The following is an 18,988-nucleotide window of genomic DNA, read 5'->3' on the forward strand; positions in this document are numbered from 1 at the left end:
AGCGCGCCGTCGACAGCGGGCCCGGGTGGGAGACCGTCCGGACCCGGAGCGCTGGGAGGAAGCAGATCCGTGGCGAGTGATACGCAGGGACGCGAGCAGACCGAATCGGAGCCCGCGAATAAGTCACGCAGGGACCCCGAAGGACGGATGTCGCTCGGCGAGCATCTCGTCGAGCTGCGCAACAGGCTGATGATCAGCGCGATCACCGTCCTGCTGCTCTCCATCGTGGGCTGGTTCCTGTTCCCGTGGGTCTTCGACGCCGTCAAGGCGCCGATCGAGGCAGCCAGCGAGGACTCCGAGCTCCAGTCGCTGATCAACTTCCAGGGCGTGGGCCAGGGCCTGAACGTCAAGCTGCAGATGGCCGCGTACATCGGCCTGATCCTGTCCTCACCGATGATCATCGCCCAGATCTGGCTGTTCGTGATGCCGGGCCTGCACAAGAACGAGCGCAAGTACGCCATCGGCTTCTTCGGCAGCGCGATCCCGCTGTTCTTCGTCGGCTGCGTGGCCGGTTACTGGGCCGTCAGCCAGCTGGTGCCGGTGCTGATGAGCTTCACGCCCACCGAGGGCTCGGTCTCGCAGATCATCCCCTACGACCAGTACCTCGCGCTGCTGATCAAGACCATGCTCGCCTTCGGCATCGCCTTCGTGATGCCGGTGGTGATGGTCCTGCTGAACTTCATGGGGCTGGTCAGCGGCAAGGCGATGCTCAAGGCGTGGCGCTGGATCATCTTCCTGAGCTTCGCCTTCACCGCCGTCATGGTCCCCACCCCGGAGCCGATCACGCTGATCGCGATGTCCGCAGCGATCGCCAGCCTCTTCTTCGGTGCGATCGTCATCTCGCTGATCCACGATCGGCGCAAGGCGCGCAGGTCCGGTGACGAGGACCTCGACGATGACCAGGCCAGCAGCATCGACGACGAGGTGGAGAAGATCGACGGCCCGTCCCGCCTGGACGACGCCGACGGGGACGGGCGGTGAGCAGGCTCCGTGTGGGTCTGCTCGCGAATCCCACCGCTGCACAGGGAGCCGCTCACCGGGTCGGCCGCCAGGTCGGCCATCTGCTGCGGCTGGCCGGGATCTCCGTGGTGGACCTCTCCGCCACCTCCGCCCACCTCGCCCGGGCCCGCGCCGAGGAGATCCGCGACTCCCTGACCGCATTGGTGGTCGTCGGCGGTGACGGCACCGTCTCGCTCGGCGCCGAGATCGTGGCCGGCTCCCCGGTGCGGCTCGGGATCGTCCCTGCCGGCAGCGGCAATGACTTCGCGCGCGCCCTCGGGCTGACGATCAACGATCCGGAGGAGTCCACCCGGGCCCTCCTCCACGCCCTGTCGCGCCCGGTGGTGACGATCGACGCGATCGAGATCATCGCCGCCGGCGAGCATGCGCTGCCGCATCGCTCGCTCGCCCTGGGCAACGTGAACCTGGGCTTCGATGCCCTGGTCAACGCACGTGCCAACAGCTCTCGGGCCCGCCACACGGTCCGCTATACGACGGCCCTGATGCGCGAGCTGCCCGCCTTCACCCCCCTGCCCTACTGGCTCGAGATCGACGGGGGCGAGCGGATCGAGCTGGACGCCACGATCCTGACCCTGTGCAGCTCCGGGATCTTCGGCGGCGGGATGAAGATCGTCCCCGAGTCGCGGATCGATGACGGCATGCTCGAGCTGGTCACCGTCGCCGGGCTGGGCCGCAGCCAGCTGCTGCGCTTCTTCCCGCGCGTCTACCGGGGCACGCACACCACCCTGGACGCGGTGAAGATCCAGCCCGTGCGCGAGGTGACCGTCGGCCTGCGCCACGGCCGGGCACTGCGCGCCTACGCGGATGGCGAGCCCCGCTCGCTGCTGCCGCTGACAGCACGGGTGCTGCCCGGAGCGGTGCGGCTGCTCGCCGAGCTGCCCGCCGCGGCGGAGACCGCCGACGGCAGCGAGGGAACCCAGTGACCTCTCCCTCCGAGCGCTACGCCCAGTGGAAGCAGGAGCAGCAGCAGGAGCAGTCCTCCCGCGAGCTCACCGCCTTCACCGCCCGCTACCCCTTCGATCTCGACGAGTTCCAGCTGGCGGGCGGGCGGGCGCTCGAGGGCGGCAGCTCGGTCCTGGTCGCCGCCCCCACCGGCGCCGGCAAGACCGTGGTGGGGGAGTTCGCGGTGCATCTCGCACTGGCCCGGGGCCACAAGGTCTTCTACACCGCGCCGATCAAGGCGCTGTCCAATCAGAAGTTCGGCGAGCTGGTGGACTGGCTGGGCGCCGAACGTGTGGGTCTGCTGACCGGCGACACCTCGATCCGCCCCGATGCCGAGGTGGTCGTGATGACCACCGAGGTGCTGCGCAACATGCTGTACGCGGACTCCGACCTCCTGCAGGGACTGGGGTTCGTGGTGATGGACGAGGTGCACTATCTCGCCGATCGCCTGCGCGGGCCGGTGTGGGAAGAGGTCATGATCCACCTCGACCGCTCGGTGCAGCTGGTCTCGCTCTCGGCGACGGTCTCCAATGCGGAAGAGTTCGGTGCCTGGCTGCAGGAGGTCCGCGGGAGCACCGAGATCATCGTCTCCGAGACTCGCCCGGTGCCGCTGTGGCAGCACGTGATCGTGGGCGATGAACTCCTGGACCTCTTCGTCGATGCCGACGGGGAAGCTGTGGTGTCACAGGGTCCGGGCGCCCGCAGCGACCGTCAGGTGAACCCCGAGATCGAACGCATCACCTCGTTCTCCCTTCCCGTCGACGAGCGGACCGGCGGCGCGCGCGGCAAGGACTACCGGGGGAGGAAGGGCACCGGCGGGCGCCACCGGCCCCGCGGCTCCGGACAGCACCGCCCTCCCCACAAGCGCAGGGGGCGTGGCCCCGGCGCCTACGACGGCAGCGGCTACGGCGGCAACCGGAGCGGTGACAGCAGGAGCAGCGACAGTAGGAGCCACGGCGGTCAGGCCCCCGGACTGCCGCAGCGCACGATGCGGCGTCCCGAGGTCGTAGCCCTGCTGGACCAGGCAGAATTGCTGCCCGCGATCGTGTTCATCTTCTCCCGCGCCGGGTGCGAGGGCGCCGTGCAGCAGTGTGCACGGGCGCGCCTGCACCTCACCGATGACCGGGAGCGACGTGAGATCCGCGCAGTGCTCGACGAGCAGCTTGCCGGGATCGGCGCCGAGGACGAGGAGGTCCTCGGCATCGCCTCCTTCCGCCGCGCGGTGCTCGACGGCTTTGCCGCCCACCACGCCGGGATGCTGCCGCTGCTGAAGACGGTGGTCGAGCAGCTCTTCGCCCGGGGGCTGATCAAGGTCGTCTTCGCCACCGAGACCCTCGCGCTGGGCATCAACATGCCAGCCCGGTCGGTGGTGCTCGAGAAGCTCGTGAAGTTCAACGGTGTCGAGCACGCGGACCTCACACCGGGAGAGTTCACTCAGCTCACGGGACGCGCAGGCCGCCGCGGTATCGACACCGAGGGCCATGCTGTGGTCGTCGCGGGGCCCCGGTTCGATGCCCCCGCCGTGGCCTCCCTCGCCTCGAAGCGCACCTACCCGCTGCGCTCGGCGTTCCGACCCACCCCGAACATGGCCGTGAACCTCCTGGACCGTTTCGATCTGGCACGTGCCCGGGAGACCCTCGAGACCAGCTTCGCGCAGTTCCAGGCAGACCGTTCCGTGGTGGGGCTCGCCCGCCGCGCCCGGGAGCTCGAGGACACGGTGACGTCCTACCAGGAGGCGGTGACCTGCGACCGCGGCGATCTCCTCGAGTACGCGCAGCTCCAGGAAGCCGTCTCCGAGCGCGAGAAGACCCTCGCCCAGGCTCGCGCTGCTGCGGACCGGGACCGGACCCGCTCGGTCCTCGGTGACCTCCGCCGTGGTGAGGTGATCGCGCTTCCCGGCGGGAAGCGCCGGGGGTACGCGGTGGTGCTGGACGTGGACCGCGCGGTACTCGGCGGCCCACAGGTGGACCTGCTGGACACCGAGGGCCGACGTCGCAGCCTGCGCCCGGGCGATGTCCCCTCCCCGCCCGCCGTGATCGACAGCCTCCGCCTCCCGCGGCAGGATGCCCTGGGCAGTGGGAAGGTGCGCAAGGACACCGCGGCCGCGCTGCGCCAGCGACTGGCCGGACAGGACGACGCCGATCGCCGCGAGGTGCGGCGCCGCACCGGCCGCACCCCCTCGACCGTCGCCACCGATGAGCAGCTGCTCGGCCTGCGCGAACAGCTGAGCGCGCATCCGTGCGGCGAGTGTCCGGACCTGGAGTCGCATCTGCGCTGGGTGGGCCGCTGGCGGAAGAGCCGCGCGGAGCTCGAGGGAGTGCAGCGCAGGATCCGGGGGCGCACCAGTTCCCTGGCCCGTCAGTTCGACCTGCTCACCGGCCTGCTCATCGAGCTCGGCTATCTCGAACGGGTCAGCACCTCGTCCGCCGTCGGCATCCCCGACGCGGTGACGGATGCTGGCTCCGCGGAGCTGCGACCGACCCCCACCCCGGAACTGCGACCGACGGCGAGCGGCCTGCGGCTGCGACGGCTGTTCAGCGACCGGGACCTGTTGATCGCCGAGTGCCTGGAGCACGGCGCCTGGTCGGGACTCTCCGCCGCCGGGCTGGCCGCGGTGGTCTCCGCCGCGGTGCATGAGTCTCGCCGCGACGATCGTGCCCCGGAGCTGATCCCCGAGCCCGCCGTGGGTGCCGCGCTCGAGGCCTCCGCCCGGGTCGCCGCGCGCCTGCAGGCCGCTGAGAGCCGATATGGCATCACGCCCACCAGTGCCCCCGATCCCGCGATCTCTGCGATCGTGCACCGCTGGGCGCAGGGTCTGCACCTGGCCGCAGCGCTCGAGGGCAACGATCTGCCGCCCGGGGACTTCGTGCGGCACTGCCGCCAGGTGATCGACCTGCTCGATCAGCTCACTGCGGACCCCGAGCTCGGACACATCGCACGCGAGTCGATCAGGGCCGTGCGACGAGGTCTGGTGGCCCAGGAGATCGACCGATGAGCTTTTTCCCAGGCGGACGGGAGAAGCTTGGCCCCGTGAGCGAGAACGACCGTCATCAGACCCCCGCGACCGGGCAGGCCGCCGCCCCGATGCTCTACACCGGGATCGTGCTGTACAGCGCCGGCGATCCGGAGGCCTCCGCGATGCTGGTCGCGGACGGGCTCATCGCGTGGACCGGCCCGGAGGACACCGCGCGCGTGCTCCACGGCGATGTTCAGCAGGTCGATGCGACCGGCTGCCTGATCACTCCGGGCTTCGTGGACGCCGCCGCGACCGCCGACGGCTCTGCCCCTGATCCTGCGGATGATGCCGCAGCGGCCGCGCTCGGCATCGTGCTGCGGCTGCCCGGCCCCACCGGGATCCGAGAGGGAGTGCGCATCGTCGCCCCGGTCAGCGAGAGCGCCGACTATCTCGACCTGCTCGCTGAGGGCACCCCGCTCGCCTTCGCCTCCGCGGGCGAGCCGGCGGCGGCCGATCCCTGGGACTGGGTGCGCGGCGCCGCCCGTACCAGCCCCGCCGAGCAGCGCATCAGCGACCGCGCGGCCTTCCTCGCCGCCTCCCGTGGCGGGCAGCGGGTGGCCGGGAACCGCCACCCCGGGTCCCTGCAGACGGGGATCCCGGCGACCTTCGTGGTGTGGGAGCCGTGGGACCTCACTGTCCGCTCCCATGCCCAGCGGGTGGACAGCTGGTCCACCGACCCGCGCTCCCGCACCCCGCTCCTGCCCGACCTGGACCAGGGGACCCCGCGCGCCCTGCGCACGGTGGTGGACGGACACATCCTCCACGACCGGCTCGGTCAGGACGGCGGATGACGGCGACCACACGGTCGAGACCGTCGCGCGAGCGCAGCCGTAAGTCTCGTGACGAGTTCACACCCACCCCCTGGCCGGTTGCTGTGCTGTGCGGCGGCTTCGGCGGCTTCTGCGCACTGCTGGCCTTTCCTCCCTACGGCATGTGGATGCTGCTGCCGGTGGCGATCGCCCTGCTCGGGGCGGGCCTGCTCGTCCGCTCCTCACGGCTCGCGATGTTCGTCTCACTGGTCTGGGGGCTCGCGTTCTTCGTCCCGCTGACGCATTGGGCGAGTACCTACGCCGGTACTATGCCCTGGATCGCACTGGGCGTGTTCGAGGCCCTCTACATCGTGCTCTTCGGCCTGGTCGCTCGGACCGTGATGGTGCGTCGAGGCCTGTGCATCTCCAGCGCACTGATCGTCGCGGCGCTCTGGGTGGGAGTCGAGACGCTGCGCAGCACCGCCCCCTGGGGTGGCCTGTCCTGGGGTGCCAGTGCCTTCGCACTGGCCGAGTCCCCGCTGCTGAACCTCGGTCCCTGGATCGGGATGGCCGGGCTCTCGCTGGTGACCGCCCTGCTGGGACAGCTGCTGCTGTTCGGCGTGCTCGCGCTGCTGGGCAGGCGCCGCCGCGGGCTGATCGGCTTCTCCGGCGTATGGCCCTGCGCGATCGCGGTGTCCCTCGTGCTGGTGACCGTGGTGGTCCCCTATCCGCACAACCGCGCACCGGTGGACCGGCCGTCCATGACGATCGCCGCCATCCAGGGCTCGATGGGCGAGATCGATCCGATCTCCTTCACCATGCCCGATGACGTCTTCGAGAACCACCTCGCCGTGACCCGGGAGATCATCGAGCAGACGGCGGCCGACGGCACCCAGCTGGGCCTGATCGTCTGGCCCGAGGATTCCACCGGCTGGGATCCGCGGCAGGATCCGGTGCTCGCGGACCAGCTGACCTCCGCGGCCGAGGACGCCGGTGCCCCGATCCTGATCGGCACCCAGACGCGGGTGGGCGAGACCGAGAGGCTGAACCAGTCGGTGCTGTTCACCCCCGAGGCGACCACGCCCTACCAGTACTCCAAGCGTCATCCGGTGCCCTTCGGCGAGTTCATCCCGATGCGCGGGCTGTTCCGCCAGCTCACCGACAAGGTCGACCTGGTCTCCCTGGACATGATCCCGGGGCAGGACGTCGGAGTGATGGATCTGGGCGCCCTCGATCAGGGAGAGGGGAAAGTGGGGATCCTGATCTGCTTCGAGATCGCCTACGACTCCCTCGTCCATGATGTGGTCGATGGAGGCGCCGAGGTCATCGTCGTGCAGTCCAACAACGCGCTGTTCGGAGACTCCCATGAGGCGATCCAGCAGCTCGCCCAGGCGAAGGTGATGGCGGTGATGTCCGGCCGCAGCGTCGTCCACATCTCCACCGTGGGAGATTCTGCGATCTTCAGCCCGGAAGGTCGCCAGATCGACCTGGTCGGTCATTGGGACCGAGGCTCGCTGCTGGCCGACGTTCCCCTCCGCACCGGCATCACCCCGGCGGTCGCGGCAGGTCCGTGGATCGCAGTCGTGATCTCCGCCCTGGGACTGGTGGGGCTGTTGTCCGCGCTGACCACCGACCGTCGCGCCCTCGCCCGCTCCGCGACCGCCAGCACCGGCTCTACCCGCAGTGCCTCTGCCCGCGGCGGCTCTGCCCGCAGCGGTTCTGCCGGTACCGCACCATCCCGCACCCGCCGAGGACAGTGACCATGCATCCCTCCAATGCCCCGCTGCCGCCGACCCTCATCGTCATCCCCACCTACGATGAGCGAGAGGCGCTGCCGGGCACTCTGGCCCGTCTGCGCGCCGCTGTGCCCGAGGCGGATGTCCTCGTGGTCGACGACTCCTCCCCGGATGGCACCGGTGCGTGGGCTGAGCAGATGGCAGCCCAGGATCCGGCGGTGCACGTGCTGCACCGGGCCGGCAAGCAGGGTCTGGGACCCGCCTATCTCGCCGGCTTCGCCTGGGGGATCAAACGCGGCTACCAGCAGCTGGGGGAGATGGACGCCGATGCCTCGCACCGACCCGAGCAGCTGCCCGGGCTGCTTGAGGCGGTGCGACGCGGCGCCGACCTCGCGATCGGCTCCCGCTGGATCCCCGGCGGGGCGGTGCATGACTGGCCGCTGCGCCGCCAGGTGCTCTCCCGGGGCGCGAACGTCTACGTGCGGGCCCTGATGGGACTCGGTGTCTCGGACGCGACCGCCGGCTTCCGGGTGTTCCGCGCTGAACTGCTCGAGCGAGTGATCGCCGAGGACGTCGCCTCCCAGGGCTACTGCTTCCAGGTGGACATGACCCGACGTGCCCGCGACCTGGGGGCGGTGATCGCCGAGGTGCCGATCGACTTCGACGAGCGCACCGAGGGGGCCAGCAAGATGTCCTCGGGAATCGTGCGGGAAGCGCTCGTGAAGGTCACTGTCTGGGGACTGTCACGTCGTGCCCAGGCGGTTCGCAAGGCCCTGAGTTAGGCTGAACTGGTTCGCCACCGCAGGAAGGGAGCCTTCATGGCCGCACAGCAGCGCAGCACTTCGGGGGCGTCCGCACGCCCTTCAGCCGCCGACGGCGCGCAGAACCCGCGCTCCGGCTCGACTTCGCGCTGGGGGGTCCTGATCCCGCTGGGGGTCGTCCTGCTGGGGCTCGTGGAGCTCACCATCCTGGTCCTGATCGGGATCAACACCAGCCTCTGGTGGTCCGTGCTCGCGATCGCCGTGGGCTGGGTCGTCGGCATCGCGTTGCTGGTCGCCGCCGGTCAGCAGTCCTTCGTGCGCCTGCGCTCTCTAGTTCGCGCTGTGCGCGGTCGCGGAGACGTGCAGGAGCATCTTTCCCGCCCGGCGTTCACGCTGCTCTCCGCGCTGTTCTTCTTCTTCCCAGGAATCCTCACCGATCTGATCGGGTTGGTCCTGCTGCTCACCCCGGTGCAGCGCCGCTCGGTCAAGGCGATGGGGCTGAGCAGCGGCTCCGAGGGGGCGCGCAAGGTGCTCTACCGCCGCTCCGGCACCGGCGTCATCGACGGCGAGATCATCCTCGACAGCCGCTCGTCGGGCCCGTCACGCGGTGACGGCAGCACGCCGCCCATCATCACCCAAGACTGAGCCTCCCCACCGCTCCGTGCCACTCCAGGGCCAGGACATCCAGGGCCAGAGCGCTCGATGTCTCGTGCGCGAGCCCGCTCGCGTCACCCATCCCCTCTGAACTGTCGCTCTCGGGCCGCCCATCCGGTCTGGGTGGTCGCTCTCGCATCGCCCGTCCTCTCTGAGCTGTCGCTCTCGCGTCGCCCATCCCCTCTGAACTGTCGCCTGGGGGCTTCGTGGGCGACAGTTCAGAGGGGATGGAGCCGCACCTTCAGAGGGGATGGAGCTACAACTTCAGAGGGGTGGAGCCACACACCACCCATCGTGCGCTGGCTCTCGGAGACCATGACGAGCTCGGGGACCACGACGCGCTCGGGGGACACGACGAGCGCGGGGGACATGACGAGGGGGCACCCACCGCATGGTGGATGCCCCCTCGTCGCTCTGCTCAGGTGAGCAGTGCGGATGTCTCAGAGGTTGCGGCGCTGGTGAAGCTTCCCGGCGCGCAGCAGCGCGAGGCGCTGGTCGAGGAGGACCTGGAGGTCCTCTTCGCTGCGACGCTCGAGCAGCATGTCCCAGTGGGTGCGCACGGGCTTGCCCGGCTTCACCTCGGGACGCTCATGGTCACGGAGCAGCGCGGAGGCGCCGCAGCGGCACTCCCACACGGCGGGCACGTCGGCCTCGACCGAGAAGGGGAGGACGATGGTGTGGCCGTTGGGGCAGTCGTAGACGGACTCCTGGCGCGGTGCGGCGAGGACGCCCTCGTCGGTCTCCATGGAGAGGGAGCCCAGTCGGGTGCCTCGGAGGCTGCGGCTGTTCATGCGGTTCTCGCTTCCTGCCGGGGATGGCGGCCGGACGGTGTGCCGTCCGGAGAGGTCTGTGGTGTGGTGGCACTCGAAGGTGGTGTGGTGGCACTCGAAGGTGCCAACGCGCACGGAGCCGGATCTGTTCCCAGACCCGGGTGGGGTCCTCGCGTCTCAGATGCTGCTGGGACTATTCGAGAGCAGCTCGGAGAGCAGATCGACCCGATTGGTGATAATACCATCCACGCCCATGACCAGCATTTCCCGCATGGTCCTGGGGTCATCGATCGTCCACACGTGCACCTCGCACCCGGCGCGGTGGGCAGCAGCGACATTCGCCGTGGTGACCACCGGGATCCCCTGATAGGTGGGAGGGACCTGCAGCGCGCCGTAGGGAGCGAGGATCCGGCGGATGACGGGCGCGGGGGCCTCCACCGCACGGGCTGCGAGGAAGCTCCCGATCACGCCGCGGGCGGGGCTGCGCACCGGGGTTGTCCCGGTGGCTGCGTGGATCGTGGCGACGGCCTTGCGGACCACGTCGCCGTCGAAGCCCGCCACGCAGACCCGGTCGGCGCTGCGGGTGCGCGCAATTGCGGCGACCGCGGGCCCGATCGCCGCGGCGTCCTTGATGTCCACGTTGAGCGGGACGTCGCGGAAGGTGCCCAGCACATCCTCGAGCATCGCCAGCGGCTCGTCTCCGGCGAGCCGCACCGTACCGGCCTCATGGGCGCTGAGCTGATCGATCCGGCGCTCGTCACCGGCGACGCGGAGCAGGTCCTCATCATGGAAGGCCAGCGCCAGCCCGTCGCGGGTGGCGCGGGTGTCTGTCTCGAGCATGCCGGCACCGGCCGCCAGGGCGTCCTCGAAGGCACGCATCGTGTTCTCGGCCCCGTCGAGGGCGAGGCCGCGGTGGGCGATGCGTCGCGGCCTCGGGCCCGGCAGGAACCTGGACCTCGGGTCGCTGCGACGCTCAGGGCGTCTGCTGATCGATGAGGGCATCTTCTTCCTCCTCGTCCTGGCCCCGGCGCCGAGCGCGGACCGCACGGCGGGGACGGTGATCGGTGGGCTGTCGGGAGGGGCGCGGCGTGGCCGCAGATGCCGCTTCGCCTCGCCCCGTCTCGTCGTCATGGTCCAGGGTGGTCCGGGAAGCTGCGGGCGCGGCGTCGGAGTGCTCGGAGCCGACGGCGTCCCGCTCCTCCTCGTCCGCTGCGAGATCCTGGAAGAGCCGGCGCGTGCGGTAGATCAGAGCGGCCGGGAAGAACAGCGCGAAGACCCACCACTGGACGGCGTAGGACAGGTGCGGGCCCAGGGAGGTGTCGGGGTAGGGGAGCGCCGTCGGCCGTTCTGCTGCCGGATCTTCTGCGGCCAGCTCTCCATACGCCTGGGAGACGAGGCCCCCATCCTCCAGTCCCATCAGCCCGGCGGACTGCTCGGGGTTGACCGAATGGGTCTGGCCCGGGGGCGGCTCCCGGTCCAGTACGGGCTCGGCGGGCCGCAGGCGCACCGTGACGGTGAGCTCTCCTTCGGGTGCAGGAGCGAGCTGCGCCGGGTCGGAGGAATCCGCCTGCTGCGGCACCCAGCCCCGAACGACCAGCAGACTCGTGCCGTCGTCGGCCTGGAACGGAACCAGCTGCCAATACCCGACCTGGCCCGAGAGCTGGCGATTGCGCACATAGAGCACGCAGTCGCCTTCGGTGCAGTAGCTGCCGTGCAGGGTCACCGGGGTCCAGACGTCTGCGGTGCTCAGCGGCGACTGCGGATCAGGGAGCACCTGGTCCAGGGAGACCGGTGCGGATTCGTAGTTGGTGCGGACCACGGCCGCCTCGTCACGGCGGTTCTCGTAGCGTCCGTACTGCCACATGCCCAGCAGCACGCAGAGCGCCGCCAGGAGCAGCACAGCCACCAGCCCCAGCAGGGTCTCTCGGCTGAAGAGGATGCGTCGACGGGCGGTGCTGTCGGTCATTCGGCGACCGGTGCCGCGGCACCCGCCTCGGTCACCGGGGCGACGGCCTGCAGGTGCCCCGCGGCCTCCGCCATCATCCCGGGCAGGTCTTCGATCGCGAAGTCGACCAGCAGCACGAACATGACTGCGGTGAGCGCAGCGACCACGAATCCCAGAGCGGTGACCGAGATCGTCACCCCGAGCCGCAGCCGCGGCCGCTGCTTGCGGGGCTTCGCCGGAGGGAACCCATAGTCCTCGGACTGCAGGTGGTTCTCCGTCCACATCCCGGGGTTCAGCACGGCGACCGGGTACTGGTCCACCCGAGACCGCGGGCGGGCACCGCTGGCAGGGACATCCTCGGAGTCCTGCAACGGTGCCTCGCCCTGCCCTGAGGGCTGGTCCTTCAGCCAGAGCCTCCAACCCGCCGGCACCGGACCCCAGGAGTACTGGGGTCGGAAGTCCGCCGGCGGGATCCATCCGTCATGCGGAGGCTCCGGCCAGTGGGGCGGCGGGTTGAAGCGCTGGCGCTGGGTCACGCAGGGACGTCCCAGGAGTACTGGTCGGCACGGGAGTCGAAGACCAGCTTGTTGCCACCGGCACGCTTCACGTCGAAGAGGAGCGTGAGCGTGTATTCCTCTCCTGCCTGGTGTTCGTTCGGGCCGTCGGTCCCGGAGCCCTTGAGGCCGAAGCTCGCGGTGGCCGGCTCCACGGCGCCGCCGTAGGGGGTCTGGATATCGAACCGGAACGGGTTCATGGACAGCTCGCCCTCGGTCACCGTCATCTTGGCGGTGAGCACGACGTAGTCGCCCTGCTGCGCGTCTTCGACGGCACCTCCGTAGCTTCGCTCCAGCTCCGCGCCGGGGGTGTAGACCATGTGGACCGCCATGGTGCCCGTGCCATCGGGTCCCACGATGTTGATCGCCTCAGCCTCGGCGGCCGGGTCGATCGTGTTGAGATCGGTCGGGATCGGGATCTCGTCCTCGGTGGTCTCCTCCTCGGTCGGCTCTTCCTCGGTGGTCTCCTCGTCGGTGGGTTCGTCCGTCGTCGGATCCTCCTCCTGAGTGGTGGTAGAACCGCCACCACCGGCCTCCGTGCCGCCCGAGCGGCTGAACAGGAAGATGCCGCCGATGGCGATCAGCGCGAGCACGAGCACGATCGCGATCAGGCAGCCGATCCACCAGAAGCGCTGGATGATGCCCTTCTTCGGCGGTTCACCGGCGCCGGTCGACGCGGTCCAGCCGGACCCGGTGTCGATTCCGGGGGAGTTCTGGCCGTAGCCCGGTGCGGGATAGTCCGAGGCGGAGCCCTGTCCCGGGTAGTCCGGTGCGGAACCCTGGCCGTAGCCCGCGGCGGGCGAGGCCTGACCGTAGCCCTGGGCCGGCGAGGGCTGGCCATAGCCCTGGGCAGGTGATGCCTGGCCATAGGCGGGAGCGGAGGAGCCGTCGCCGTAGCCCTGAGCGGGCGAACCCTGGCCATAGCCCTGGTCCGCGGGCTGCTGGCCGTAGCCCTGGCTGGGGGATGCCTGCCCGTAGCCCTGACCGGAGGGATCCTGCTGGCCGGACGCGGCTGCCGCGCCAGCAGCCCCGCCGGCGGCTGCGGCACCGGCCGCCATGCCGTAGCCGGCGCCCTGAGAGCCCTCACCGGAGTGGTTGCTGTCATCGGCGGCGACGGGCTCTGCGGACTCGTACGGCGCGGACTCGTAGGGTGCCTGCTGTGCGAGGTCGGCCTCGAGATCGGGGCCCCCATATTCGGCAGTCTCAGCGGCGCCTTCCGCCTGCGTTGCGTGGGAACCGGCGGCATCGGGAGCGGCGCTGTCGCGCTGCCCGGAGTCCGCGACATGGGTGGCGTCATCATGGACGGCCGTTGCGGACGCATCTTGCGGCGCGGCGGCAAGGCCGGACTCTTCAGCGGTCCCAGCCGGCTCGGCTGCGACGGCGGGCTCCGGAGCGGCAACGGGCTCCGCGGCGGCGGCGGGCTCCGCAGCGTGGCGACCGACGGACTCCGCCGGGGCTGAGCTGCTCTGGTCGTCGGCCAGCGGCATGGAGCCGCCGCCAGCGGACTGGTCGACATCCTGCTCGGGCGCACCCTGCACGGGCGCATCCTGGGCGGCGGGAGCCTGCCCGTAGGGGTTCAGCGACCCGTACTGCCCGGCGGATGCCTGCTGATCGCCGGCTGCCTGTTCAACGTCGGGAGCCTGCTCAGCGACGGGAGCCTGCTCAACGACGGGAGCCTGCTCGGCGGCAGGCGTCTGCTCGCCGGTGGAGGCCACCCGGGTGGCGTCGTCGGCGTCAGGTGCGGGAGCGGTCGGTCCCTGCTCACTGGTTGATGCGACGCGAGTGGCATCGTCGTCGTCGGCCGCACCAGCCTGTTCGGAGGTCGCCTGCGGGGCCGGGGCCTGCTCGGACGCGGTCCAGAAGTTCCAGCCGTCGGGAGCGGGGCCCCACGAGGGATCCGGCTGCCAGCCGGGAGGCGGGCTCCAGTTGGCATCGTCGATCGGCCAGTTCGGCGGAGGATTGAATCGATATGCCATCGGGCAGCACCTTCCGGGGCGATGTTCGTGGACGGGTACCCCCCATGGATCCCGACACTCTCTCGCCCCGTATCGTAGAGCACGAGCACATGCCGAGGCGTTTCCCTCACCGCATGACATCGTCCTTTATGAGGGCATCCGCCCCGCCCACCTCTCACCCAGGAGTCTGAATGTCCGACGCCACCACCGAGCCGCGCAGTGTCCTGATCACCGGAGGGAACCGGGGGATCGGTCGCGCGATCGCCGAGGAGTTCCTCCGTCGCGGGGACAAGGTTGCTGTGACCAGCAGATCTGGGCAGGGCGGGCCGGACGGCGCGCTGACCGTCGCCGCTGACGTCACCGACGGGGAGAGCCTGGATGCGGCCATCCAGACGGTCGAGCAGGCCCATGGCCCGATCGAGGTGCTGGTGGCCAACGCAGGGATCACCGACGATCAGCTGCTGCTGCGGATGGGCGACGAGTCGTTCGAATCCGTCATCGACACCAACCTCACCGGTGCCTTCCGCACCGTCAAGCGGGTCATCAAGTCGATGATGCGGAAGAAGAAGGGGCGCATCGTGCTGATCAGCTCGGTGGTGGGCCTCTACGGCTCGCCGGGCCAGGTGAACTACGCCGCGTCGAAGTCGGGGCTGATCGGGATCGCTCGCGCGCTCACCCGTGAGCTCGGCTCCCGCGGGATCACCGCGAACGTGGTCGCGCCCGGCTACATCGACACCGAGATGACGCAGGCGCTCTCCGAGGATCTCCAGGCCTCCTACCGCAAGGCGATCCCGGCGGGCCGTTTCGCGGATCCGTCGGAAGTGGCGAAGGCGGTCACGTTCCTAGCGAGTGACGATGCGGCGTACATCTCGGGGGCCGTGATCCCCGTCGACGGCGGCCTCGGCATGGGACACTGAGCCCGAACCTGCACCACCGATCCCGTAAGGCGTGAACGCATCTCCATGTCATCTTCCGACCCCGACAGTCGTCTGCTGCTCCTGATGCGTCATGGCAAGGCGGAGAGCGGATCCGGCCAGCCGGATCACGCTCGCGCCCTGGCCGAGAAGGGGGAGGCTCAGGCCCGCCTCGTCGGGGAGTACCTTGCCGCGCAGAGCGTGCAGGTCTCCCGGGTGCTGGTCTCCGATTCGCTGCGGACCACCCAGACCTGGGAGGCGGCGGCCTCGATGATGCCCGGCTTCGACGGCAAGGTCTCCTTCCACGAGGAGATCTACACCGGTGGGGCTGCCGAGCTCCTCGCACTGGTGCACGGCATCGGAGACCAGCACCCGGTCACGCTGGTCATCGGCCATGAGCCGACGATCTCTACCCTCAGCGCGCTGCTGGCCGACGATGATTCCGATCCCGGCGCAGTCGCCCAGGCCCGCATCGGCATGCCGACCGGCGGGCTGGCCGTGCTCTCCGGCGTGGCGAGCAGCTGGGACGAGCTGCAGGAGGAGTCGTTGACCCTGCACACGATCGTCCGTCCCTGACCGGAAGTGCCCTGACGCACGGCTCTCCGTCGACCCGACGGAGCAGATCAGCATGACGGACCCTCGTCACCCAGGCCCTGCGGCCGGGTGACGATGGTCCGTCAGTTGTTGTGGGTCAGCTGCCTGGGGTCACCGATCGGTGACGGTGCTCGCAGCGCTCTCGAGGTGGGGCCAGGCGTCCAGCAGCGACTCCCCGTCGATCTCCACGTCGGCGATCTCGCGCAGCGCGGGCTTGGCCCGGAAGGCGATTCCGGTGCCGGCCGCGGCCAGCATCTCCCGGTCATTGGCCCCGTCGCCCAGGGCGATGATCCGCGAGGTGGGCACCCGATGCTGCGCGGCGAACTCCTCGAGGGCACGGCGCTTGGCGGCGCCGTCGATGATCGGTCCGGACACCCTTCCGGTGAAACGGCCATCCGTGATCTCGAAACGGTTGGCGCGTACATGATCGATGCCGATCTCCGCGGCGAGCTCATCGATGACCTCGTGGAATCCGCCGGAGACCAGTGCTGTCACCCAGCCGGCCGCCTTCGCGCGCCGCACCAGCTCGAGCGCGCCCGGGGTGGGGACCAGCACGCCCCGGACCGCTGCGAGCACCGATTCGTCGAGCCCCTCGAGCAGCGCCACCCGGGCGCGCAGGGACTGCGCGAAATCGAGCTCGCCGCGCATCGCAGCCGTGGTGATCTCCTCAACCCGGTCCCGCACCCCGGCATGCTCCGCGACGAGCTCGATCACCTCTTGGGTGAGGAAGGTCGAGTCGACGTCGGAGACCAGCAGCCCGGTCGCCGTGCGGGCGGTGGGTTCGGTCGCCGCAGTGGTCACGGGGTGATGACCGTGCCCTTGCCGAGCACCGTGATGCCCGACTCCGTGACCACCCAGCCGCGCGCACGATCCTTCGCGGCATCCAGACCGATCTGGGTGCGCGGGGGCACCACGACTCCCTTGTCGATGATCGCGCGATGGATCTGGCAGTGGCGACCCACGATCACACCGTCCATCAGCACCGAGTCGGAGACGTTGGACCACGAGTTCACCCGTACGCCGGGGGACAGGACCGAGCTGGAGACCTGCGCACCCGAGACGACCACTCCGGGGGAAATCACCGAGTCCACGGCGGAGCCGACGCGGCCCGGCCCGGCATGGACGAACTTCGCCGGCGGCTCGTTGCGGTGGCCGGTGAAAGTGGGCCATTCGGAGTTGTAGAGGTTGAAGACGGGATGGATCGAGATCAGATCCATGTGCGCGTCGTAGAACGCATCGAGCGTGCCGACGTCCCGCCAGTAGTCACGGTCCCGGTCGGTGGAACCGGGCACGTCGTTGCGGATGAAGTCGTAGACGGCCGCGTCATTCTTAGCCACGAAGGAGGGCACGATGTCCCCGCCCATGTCGTGCTTGGAGGTCTCGTCCTCGGCATCCCGGGTCACCGACTCGACCAGCGCGTCGGCATTGAAGATGTAGTTGCCCATCGAGGCGAGGATCGAGCTGGGATCGTCGGCCAGCCCCTCGGTCTCGGTCGGCTTCTCGACGAACGCCTTGATGGTGGTGGGATCCGACGAATCGGTCTCGATCACCCCGAACTGGTCGGACATCTCGATCGGCTGCCGGATCGCTGCGACGGTGCAGGACTTCCCGGATTCGATGTGGGCGTCCAGCATCTGCGAGAAGTCCATGCGGTAGATGTTGTCGGCGCCGACCACCACCACGTAGTCGGGCTTCTCGTCGTAGATCAGGTTCAGGGACTGGGCGATCGCGTCGGCGCTGCCGCGGAACCAGTGCTTGCCCATGCGCTGCTGCGCCGGGACCGGTGCGACGTAATTGCCCAGCAGCGAGCTCATCCGCCAGGTCTGGGCGATGTGCTTGTCGAGGGAGTGCGACTTGTACTGCGTGAGCACCACGACGCGCAGATAGCCGGAGTTGGCAATATTCGACAGGGCGAAATCGATGAGGCGGTAGATGCCGCCGAACGGCACCGCGGGCTTGGCCCGATCAAGGGTCAGCGGCATCAGCCGCTTCCCCTCGCCGCCGGCGAGAACGATGGCGAGAACCTTTTTGGACGACATGGTGCGAGGATAGTCCAGAAGTGGCACCCATCACGCCGGACTTCGTCCCTCGGACCGCAGCGCGGCCCAGGCGCTGTCCGATGATCTGACTCTGCCCATGAGAAACCGTTCGAGCCCATGAGAAGGAGCCTGACATGCGTGTCGATCTGCTCACCAAGGAGTATCCGCCCGAGGTCTATGGCGGCGCCGGCGTCCATGTCGCCGAGCTGACGAAGGTGCTCCGCCCGCACATCGACGTGCGGGTGCGGGCCTTCGGCGCCCCGAGGGATGAGGAGGGGACATTCTCCTACTCGACTCCCGCCGAGCTCGAGGGCGCCAATGCCGCCCTCTCGACGTTGGGGACGGACCTGCTGATCGCGGCGGACTGCGCGGGGGCGGATCTCCTCCACTCCCACACCTGGTACGCGAACTTCGCCGGCCATATGGCGTCGCTGCTGCATGGTGCCCCGCACGTGCTCTCCGCCCACTCGCTGGAGCCGCTGAGGCCGTGGAAGGCCGAGCAGCTCGGCGGCGGGTACGCGGTGAGCTCCTTCGCCGAGCGCACCGCCTACGAGGGCGCGGCCGGCGTCATCGCCGTCTCGGCAGGCATGCGCGAGGACATCCTGCGGTCCTACCCGACGGTCGACCCGGCCAAGGTCCACGTGGTCCACAACGGCATCGACATCGAGTCGTGGTCCCCGAATCCGGAGACCTCGGCGCTGACCTCCCGAGGGATCGACCCCGAGGCGCCGACGATCGTCTTCGTGGGCCGGATCACCCGCCAGAAGGGCCTGCCGTACTTCCTGCGCGCGGTACGGGATCTTCCCCGCGACTACCAGGTGGTGCTGTGCGCCGGCGCCCCGGACACCCCGGAGATCGCGCAGGAGGTGAGCTCGCTGGTCGAAGAGCTCGCCAAGGAGCGCGGCAACGTCCACCTGATCACCGAGATGCTGCCCCGGCACGAGCTCACCCAGATCCTCACCCACGCCACCACCTTCGCGTGCCCCAGCATCTACGAGCCGCTCGGGATCGTAAACCTCGAGGCGATGGCCTGCGGCATCCCCGTGGTCGCCTCCGCGACCGGCGGCATCCCCGAGGTCGTGGTCGACGGAGAGACCGGCTATCTCGTCCAGCTCGAGCAGGTCACCGACGGGACCGGCACCCCGGTGGACCCCGAGAAGCTCATCGCGGACACCCGCGACGCGCTGGTGCGGATGGTCTCCGATCCTGCTCGGGCGAAGCAGATGGGCGAGGCCTCCCGGCGCCGGGCGGCCGAGCACTTCTCCTGGACCTCGATCGCCGAGCGCACCCTGGAGGTGTACCGGACCGTGCTCGCGCAGAGCTCCTGACGCACAGGGGG

General features: G+C 69.8%; 17 protein-coding genes. 10 read left to right on the forward strand and 7 right to left on the reverse strand.

The annotated features are described in order from the left end of the window. Positions 1-147: 147 nt before the first annotated feature. Genes tatC through ACT3T9_RS04595 form a run of 7 tightly spaced genes read left to right on the forward strand, consistent with a single transcriptional unit; the run spans position 148 to position 8,869 of the window. Positions 148-981: a twin-arginine translocase subunit TatC gene (gene tatC / locus ACT3T9_RS04565; protein ID WP_441443026.1), complete on the forward strand. Its 834-nt coding sequence runs from the start codon at positions 148-150 to the stop codon at positions 979-981. After that, complete coding sequence (locus ACT3T9_RS04570) at positions 978-1,943, forward strand: diacylglycerol/lipid kinase family protein (protein WP_444606041.1); 966 nt, start codon at positions 978-980, stop codon at positions 1,941-1,943. Before tatC ends, ACT3T9_RS04570 begins: the two co-directional genes overlap by 4 nt. After that, positions 1,940-4,957 carry a DEAD/DEAH box helicase gene (locus ACT3T9_RS04575; RefSeq protein WP_444606042.1) on the forward strand — a complete coding sequence of 1,006 codons (3,018 nt, stop codon included), beginning with the start codon at positions 1,940-1,942 and terminating at the stop codon, positions 4,955-4,957. The genes ACT3T9_RS04570 and ACT3T9_RS04575 overlap by 4 nt, the downstream gene beginning before the upstream one ends. Next, entirely contained in the window at positions 4,954-5,769 is an 816-nt protein-coding gene (locus tag ACT3T9_RS04580) for a hypothetical protein (protein WP_442331660.1), read from the forward strand. The genes ACT3T9_RS04575 and ACT3T9_RS04580 overlap by 4 nt, the downstream gene beginning before the upstream one ends. Continuing rightward, a complete protein-coding gene (gene lnt, locus ACT3T9_RS04585; protein ID WP_441443030.1) occupies positions 5,766-7,487 on the forward strand; it encodes an apolipoprotein N-acyltransferase in 1,722 nt (573 codons plus the stop codon). Before ACT3T9_RS04580 ends, lnt begins: the two co-directional genes overlap by 4 nt. A gap of 2 nt (positions 7,488-7,489) precedes the next feature. Continuing rightward, on the forward strand, positions 7,490-8,245 hold the full coding sequence (locus ACT3T9_RS04590) for a polyprenol monophosphomannose synthase (RefSeq protein WP_441443031.1): 756 nt from the start codon (positions 7,490-7,492) through the stop codon (positions 8,243-8,245). 36 nt (positions 8,246-8,281) lie between these two features. Next, positions 8,282-8,869, forward strand: a complete 588-nt coding sequence (locus tag ACT3T9_RS04595; protein WP_444606043.1) for an FxsA family protein — start codon at positions 8,282-8,284, stop codon at positions 8,867-8,869. A 449-nt stretch (positions 8,870-9,318) separates the two neighbouring features. On the opposite strand, the gene ACT3T9_RS04600 is transcribed toward ACT3T9_RS04595, so the two are convergent. The 5 genes from ACT3T9_RS04600 to ACT3T9_RS04620 form a co-directional block, all read right to left on the reverse strand. Further along, positions 9,319-9,669: an RNA polymerase-binding protein RbpA gene (locus ACT3T9_RS04600; RefSeq protein WP_299305221.1), complete on the reverse strand. Its 351-nt coding sequence runs from the start codon at positions 9,667-9,669 to the stop codon at positions 9,319-9,321. Between the two features lie 156 nt (positions 9,670-9,825). Beyond that, on the reverse strand, positions 9,826-10,650 hold the full coding sequence (locus ACT3T9_RS04605; RefSeq protein WP_444598974.1) for a glycerophosphodiester phosphodiesterase family protein: 825 nt from the start codon (positions 10,648-10,650) through the stop codon (positions 9,826-9,828). Further along, entirely contained in the window at positions 10,622-11,614 is a 993-nt protein-coding gene (locus tag ACT3T9_RS04610) for an SURF1 family cytochrome oxidase biogenesis protein (RefSeq protein ID WP_441443034.1), read from the reverse strand. Before ACT3T9_RS04610 ends, ACT3T9_RS04605 begins: the two co-directional genes overlap by 29 nt. Then, positions 11,611-12,129, reverse strand: a complete 519-nt coding sequence (locus ACT3T9_RS04615) for a hypothetical protein (protein WP_441443035.1) — start codon at positions 12,127-12,129, stop codon at positions 11,611-11,613. The genes ACT3T9_RS04610 and ACT3T9_RS04615 overlap by 4 nt, the downstream gene beginning before the upstream one ends. Next, positions 12,126-14,123: a hypothetical protein gene (locus ACT3T9_RS04620; RefSeq protein ID WP_444598973.1), complete on the reverse strand. Its 1,998-nt coding sequence runs from the start codon at positions 14,121-14,123 to the stop codon at positions 12,126-12,128. The genes ACT3T9_RS04615 and ACT3T9_RS04620 overlap by 4 nt, the downstream gene beginning before the upstream one ends. 170 nt (positions 14,124-14,293) lie before the next feature. Between ACT3T9_RS04620 and ACT3T9_RS04625 the strand changes: the two genes are divergently transcribed. Further along, positions 14,294-15,019 carry a beta-ketoacyl-ACP reductase gene (locus tag ACT3T9_RS04625; RefSeq protein ID WP_441443037.1) on the forward strand — a complete coding sequence of 242 codons (726 nt, stop codon included), beginning with the start codon at positions 14,294-14,296 and terminating at the stop codon, positions 15,017-15,019. A gap of 45 nt (positions 15,020-15,064) precedes the next feature. Further along, on the forward strand, positions 15,065-15,592 hold the full coding sequence (locus tag ACT3T9_RS04630) for a SixA phosphatase family protein (RefSeq protein WP_441443038.1): 528 nt from the start codon (positions 15,065-15,067) through the stop codon (positions 15,590-15,592). Between the two features lie 129 nt (positions 15,593-15,721). On the opposite strand, the gene serB is transcribed toward ACT3T9_RS04630, so the two are convergent. Both serB and glgC read right to left on the reverse strand, forming a co-directional pair. Then, on the reverse strand, positions 15,722-16,411 hold the full coding sequence (serB, locus tag ACT3T9_RS04635) for a phosphoserine phosphatase SerB (RefSeq protein WP_442331659.1): 690 nt from the start codon (positions 16,409-16,411) through the stop codon (positions 15,722-15,724). Then, on the reverse strand, positions 16,408-17,649 hold the full coding sequence (gene glgC, locus ACT3T9_RS04640) for a glucose-1-phosphate adenylyltransferase (RefSeq protein ID WP_442331658.1): 1,242 nt from the start codon (positions 17,647-17,649) through the stop codon (positions 16,408-16,410). Before glgC ends, serB begins: the two co-directional genes overlap by 4 nt. 134 nt (positions 17,650-17,783) lie before the next feature. Between glgC and glgA the strand changes: the two genes are divergently transcribed. After that, positions 17,784-18,977 carry a glycogen synthase gene (gene glgA, locus ACT3T9_RS04645; RefSeq protein WP_441443041.1) on the forward strand — a complete coding sequence of 398 codons (1,194 nt, stop codon included), beginning with the start codon at positions 17,784-17,786 and terminating at the stop codon, positions 18,975-18,977. Positions 18,978-18,988 lie beyond the last annotated feature (11 nt).

Source organism: Brachybacterium sp. AOP29-B2-41, from assembly GCF_052378395.1.
Lineage (GTDB): Bacteria > Actinomycetota > Actinomycetes > Actinomycetales > Dermabacteraceae > Brachybacterium.

Coding starts and splice junctions, on each gene's coding strand:
- tatC (WP_441443026.1), top strand. CDS start 148: ATGTCGCTCGGCGAGCATCTCGTCGAGCTGCGCAACAGGCTGATGATC.
- ACT3T9_RS04580 (WP_442331660.1), top strand. CDS start 4,954: ATGAGCTTTTTCCCAGGCGGACGGGAGAAGCTTGGCCCCGTGAGCGAG.
- lnt (WP_441443030.1), top strand. CDS start 5,766: ATGACGGCGACCACACGGTCGAGACCGTCGCGCGAGCGCAGCCGTAAG.
- ACT3T9_RS04590 (WP_441443031.1), top strand. CDS start 7,490: ATGCATCCCTCCAATGCCCCGCTGCCGCCGACCCTCATCGTCATCCCC.
- ACT3T9_RS04595 (WP_444606043.1), top strand. CDS start 8,282: ATGGCCGCACAGCAGCGCAGCACTTCGGGGGCGTCCGCACGCCCTTCA.
- ACT3T9_RS04600 (WP_299305221.1), bottom strand. CDS start 9,669: ATGAACAGCCGCAGCCTCCGAGGCACCCGACTGGGCTCCCTCTCCATG.
- ACT3T9_RS04605 (WP_444598974.1), bottom strand. CDS start 10,650: ATGCCCTCATCGATCAGCAGACGCCCTGAGCGTCGCAGCGACCCGAGG.
- ACT3T9_RS04610 (WP_441443034.1), bottom strand. CDS start 11,614: ATGACCGACAGCACCGCCCGTCGACGCATCCTCTTCAGCCGAGAGACC.
- ACT3T9_RS04620 (WP_444598973.1), bottom strand. CDS start 14,123: ATGGCATATCGATTCAATCCTCCGCCGAACTGGCCGATCGACGATGCC.
- ACT3T9_RS04625 (WP_441443037.1), top strand. CDS start 14,294: ATGTCCGACGCCACCACCGAGCCGCGCAGTGTCCTGATCACCGGAGGG.
- ACT3T9_RS04630 (WP_441443038.1), top strand. CDS start 15,065: ATGTCATCTTCCGACCCCGACAGTCGTCTGCTGCTCCTGATGCGTCAT.
- glgC (WP_442331658.1), bottom strand. CDS start 17,649: ATGTCGTCCAAAAAGGTTCTCGCCATCGTTCTCGCCGGCGGCGAGGGG.
- glgA (WP_441443041.1), top strand. CDS start 17,784: ATGCGTGTCGATCTGCTCACCAAGGAGTATCCGCCCGAGGTCTATGGC.